Annotated in this window: 1 protein-coding gene; it reads left to right on the top strand. The window is 66.5% G+C overall.

Features of this window, described 5'->3' with window-relative positions:
- Window positions 1-469: Tn3 family transposase (locus C167_RS0100660; RefSeq protein WP_017516359.1), on the top strand; the 469-nt coding region annotated here is incomplete at both ends.

Below are 469 nucleotides of genomic sequence, written 5' to 3' on the forward strand. Positions count from 1 at the left end.
GCGCGCTCATTGGGACGACATCCTGCGCCTGGCCAGCTCGATCAAGCAGGGCACCGTCACCGCCTCGCTGATGCTGCGCAAGCTCGGCAGCTATCCGCGCCAGAACGGCCTGGCTGTCGCCCTACGCGAGCTGGGCCGGATCGAACGCACGCTGTTCATCCTAGACTGGCTGCAAAGTGTTGAGCTGCGCCGCCGCGTGCATGCCGGCCTGAACAAAGGTGAGGCGCGCAACTCGCTGGCCAGGGCGGTGTTCTTCAACCGCCTTGGGGAAATCAGGGATCGGAGCTTCGAGCAGCAGCGCTACCGGGCCAGCGGCCTCAACCTGGTGACGGCGGCTATCGTGCTGTGGAACACGGTGTACCTGGAGCGCGCCACCCAGGGGTTGGTCGAGGCCGGCAAGCCGGTGGACGGCGAGCTGCTGCAATTCCTGTCGCCGCTGGGCTGGGAGCACATCAACCTCACCGGCGAT

This window comes from Pseudomonas nitroreducens TX1, assembly GCF_000313755.1.
Taxonomy (GTDB): Bacteria; Pseudomonadota; Gammaproteobacteria; order Pseudomonadales; family Pseudomonadaceae; genus Pseudomonas; species Pseudomonas nitroreducens_A.